This is a genomic window from Actinomadura sp. CNU-125, assembly GCF_001942465.1.
GTDB lineage: Bacteria > Actinomycetota > Actinomycetes > Streptosporangiales > Streptosporangiaceae > Spirillospora.
On record NZ_MKJY01000430.1, the window covers coordinates 1 to 2,830 of the forward strand.

The 2,830-nt window shown below is 78.3% G+C and carries 4 protein-coding genes and 1 pseudogene; 3 read left to right on the forward strand and 2 right to left on the reverse strand.

The annotated features are described in order from the left end of the window. Nucleotides 1-451 precede the first annotated feature (451 nt). From BJF79_RS63295 to BJF79_RS56365, 3 genes are all read left to right on the forward strand, one after another. Entirely contained in the window at nt 452-691 is a 240-nt protein-coding gene (locus BJF79_RS63295) for a DUF5321 domain-containing protein (protein ID WP_262403070.1), read from the forward strand. A 133-nt stretch (nt 692-824) separates the two neighbouring features. After that, entirely contained in the window at nt 825-1,880 is a 1,056-nt protein-coding gene (locus BJF79_RS35995) for an NAD-dependent epimerase/dehydratase family protein (protein WP_075904132.1), read from the forward strand. A 62-nt stretch (nt 1,881-1,942) separates the two neighbouring features. Next, a complete protein-coding gene (locus BJF79_RS56365; RefSeq protein WP_075904134.1) occupies nt 1,943-2,194 on the forward strand; it encodes a hypothetical protein in 252 nt (83 codons plus the stop codon). On the opposite strand, the gene BJF79_RS67705 is transcribed toward BJF79_RS56365, so the two are convergent. Together BJF79_RS67705 and BJF79_RS56370 are read right to left on the reverse strand one after the other, a co-directional pair. Next, the gene (locus tag BJF79_RS67705) at nt 2,085-2,486 is read right to left on the reverse strand and encodes a CDGSH iron-sulfur domain-containing protein (RefSeq protein ID WP_410050189.1); all 402 of its coding nucleotides are present in this window, start codon (nt 2,484-2,486) and stop codon (nt 2,085-2,087) included. The two genes, BJF79_RS56365 and BJF79_RS67705, sit on opposite strands and share 110 nt — an antisense overlap. Beyond that, nucleotides 2,483-2,830 (reverse strand): annotated as a pseudogene (locus BJF79_RS56370) (hypothetical protein); the annotation flags it as partial. The pseudogene BJF79_RS56370 and the gene BJF79_RS67705, both read right to left, overlap by 4 nt.

Consider the following 2,830-nt stretch of genomic DNA (forward strand, 5'->3'; position numbering starts at 1 on the left):
CGCGCCCGCCGGGCTCCTGGACCGCATCGCGCCCGCCGCGTCCGCGTCCCCGGCCCCCTGCCGGACCTGCACGTCGCCTTCACCGACCACGGGGTGGCGTTCCTGCGCGCGGGACTGGACGACGGCGTGTTCGCCGCCGCGTTCCGGGAACGGTTCGGCCGGCCGCTGCTGCCCGCCGACCGTCCGCCCGCCGGGCTGGTCCCGGCGCTGCGCTCCGGGCGCGCGGGCGGGGTCGCCCTCGATCTGCGCGGCCTCAGCGAGTTCGAGGCCGCGGTGCTGCGCGCCGCCGCCGACGTCCCGCACGGCCAGACCCGCCCGTACGCGTGGGTGGCGCGGGAGCGGGACGGCCGCGCGCGGTGCGGGCGGTCGGGTCGGCGCTGGGCCGCAACCCCGTCCCGCTGCTGATCCCCTGCCATCGCGTGACCCGCTCCGACGGGTCGCCGGGGAGTACGTGTTCGGTGCGGACGCCAAGCTGCGGCTGCTGCGCGGCGAGGACGTCGACGTGGACGCCGTCGCCGATCTCGCGCGGCACGGGGTGCGGCTCGTGGGGTCCGGCACCACCGGTGTCGTGTGCTACCCCACGTGCGGCGACGCGCGCCGTATCGCGGCGGAGCACGGCGGGGGTTCGCGAACCTGGCCGCCGCGCACGCCGCCGGGTTACCGCCCGTGCGCCCGCTGCCGCCCCGCCTGACCCAACCGCGCCGCCCGTCCCGGTGGCCCGCCCGTCCCGGTGGCCCGGCGCGTCCGCCCGTCCGGCGCATAGTTCCGGGCGAGGCGGGAATGGGGCGTCCACCTGCGGGGACGACCCAAGGAGGGGAACGAGCATGCGCGTCGTCGTGATCGGCGCCACCGGGAACATCGGCACCAGCACCGTCCGGGCGCTCGCCGCCGATCCGGACGTCACCGGGATCACCGCGCTGGCGCGCCGCATGCCCGGCACCGGCGCCGGGGACACCGGCAAGACCGAGTGGGTCGAGGCGGACGTCACCGACAGCGACCTGGTCGCGCCGATGCGCGGCGCCGACGTGGTGATCCATCTGGCCTGGCTGTTCCAGCCCACGCACCGCCCGGCGGTGACGTGGGACGCCAACGCGGTCGGCAGCGCCCGGGTGTTCGACGCGGTCGCCGAGGCGGGCGTGCCCGCGCTGGTGTACTCGTCGTCGGTGGGGGCCTATTCGCCGGGCCCCAAGGACCGGGCCGTGGACGAGTCGTGGCCCACGCACGGCTGGCCCGGTGCCGCCTACAGCCGCGAGAAGGCTTATGTGGAGCGGCTGCTGGACGCGTTCCAGGCGGGGCGTCCGGACCGGCGGGTGGTGCGGATCCGCCCCGGGTTCGTGTTCGAGCGGCAGACCGCGGCCGAGCAGCGGCGGCTGTTCGCCGGGCCGCTGCTGCCGGGCCGCCTCGCCCGCGCGGACCGGATCCCGGTGGTGCCGGACATGCCCGGGCTGCGGCTGCAGGTGCTGCATTCGGCCGACGCCGGGGAGGCGTTCCGGCTGGCCGCGGTGCGCGACGTCCACGGCCCGTTCAACATCGCCGCCGATCCGGTCATCGACGCCGCCGAGCTCGCCGACCTGCTGGCGCCCGCGTCGTGCGGGTGCCGCGCGGGGGTGCGGGCGGCGCTCGCGGCGGCGTGGGGCATGCACCTGGTGCCCGCGTCGCCGGGGCTGTTCGACCTGGCGATGGAGTTGCCGATCATGGACACCGCGCGGGCCCGCACGGAACTGGGCTGGTCGCCGCGGTACTCGTCCCGCGAGGCGCTGCTGGAGTTCCTGGAGGGCCTGCGCACCGGCGCGGGCCGCGACACCCCGCCGCTGGCGCCCGGGACGGGCGGGCCGATGCGGGCCCGCGAGTTCGTCACCGGCGTGGGCCGGCGGCCCTGACCCGGCGCCGCGGGCGCCGGGACGCGCAGCACCGAGGCCGAAGTCACCCGAGGAGGGCACCCATGGCGACGATCACTTCCGCGCACCTGCACGACCTGCTGGCCTCCACCGACCGCGACGCCGCGCTCGTCGTCGTGGCGGGGCGGGCGGCGGTGGTCCCGTCGGCGCCCACCCGGACCGGCGAACCGGGCGACGCGATGGTCATCACCACCCGCGACGCGGTGATCGCGGAGCTGGACACCGGCGCCAACGAGGAGCAGATCGAGCAGCTCGCGCAGCGTCTCGACGTGGCCCTCGACAGCCTCGGCGGCTGACCCCGCCCGCCTCACGCCCGTCCGGGTCGGGTCGCGGGCGGTCAGTCGCCGCCTTCACCGGGATCGCCCGCGCGTCCGGGGACGGCCGTGCGGGACGGGCGCGGCGGCGGTGGCTGGTGTCGCAGAACGGGTACGCGCGGCTGCGGCGGCAGGCGCACAGCGCCACCGTGAAACGGTCCGACACCACCACGCGGCCGTCCTCCAGTTCCACCTCGACGGGGCCCTCCACCAGTACCGGGCCGCCCGGGACCAGCCGCACCCGGCGCGGGGCGGGCCGCCCGCCGGCGGTCACGCCGCCCGCCGCCGCGCGGCCCGGCCGTACCCGCCGTCATGCCCGTCGTCGTGCCCGCCGCGTGTTCCGGCCCGGTCGGCGCGGACCACCACCAGCTCCTCGTCCCGCTGCCCGCACCGCACCGCGCCGCGTTCCTCCAGGCGGGCGGCGCGGCGCCGCATCACGGCCCGAACGGCTCGGCCCGCCGCGCCGCCACCACCGGCCGCGTCCCCGCGTGCCCGCAGCGCGACGAGCGTGGCCGCCACGCCGCTCAGCGCCGACTGCACCACCAGCAGCGTCCCGCCCGGCGCCAGATGCGCCGGGGCCAGCAGCAGACCCGGTCCAGCAGGCTCCCGGCCGCACGG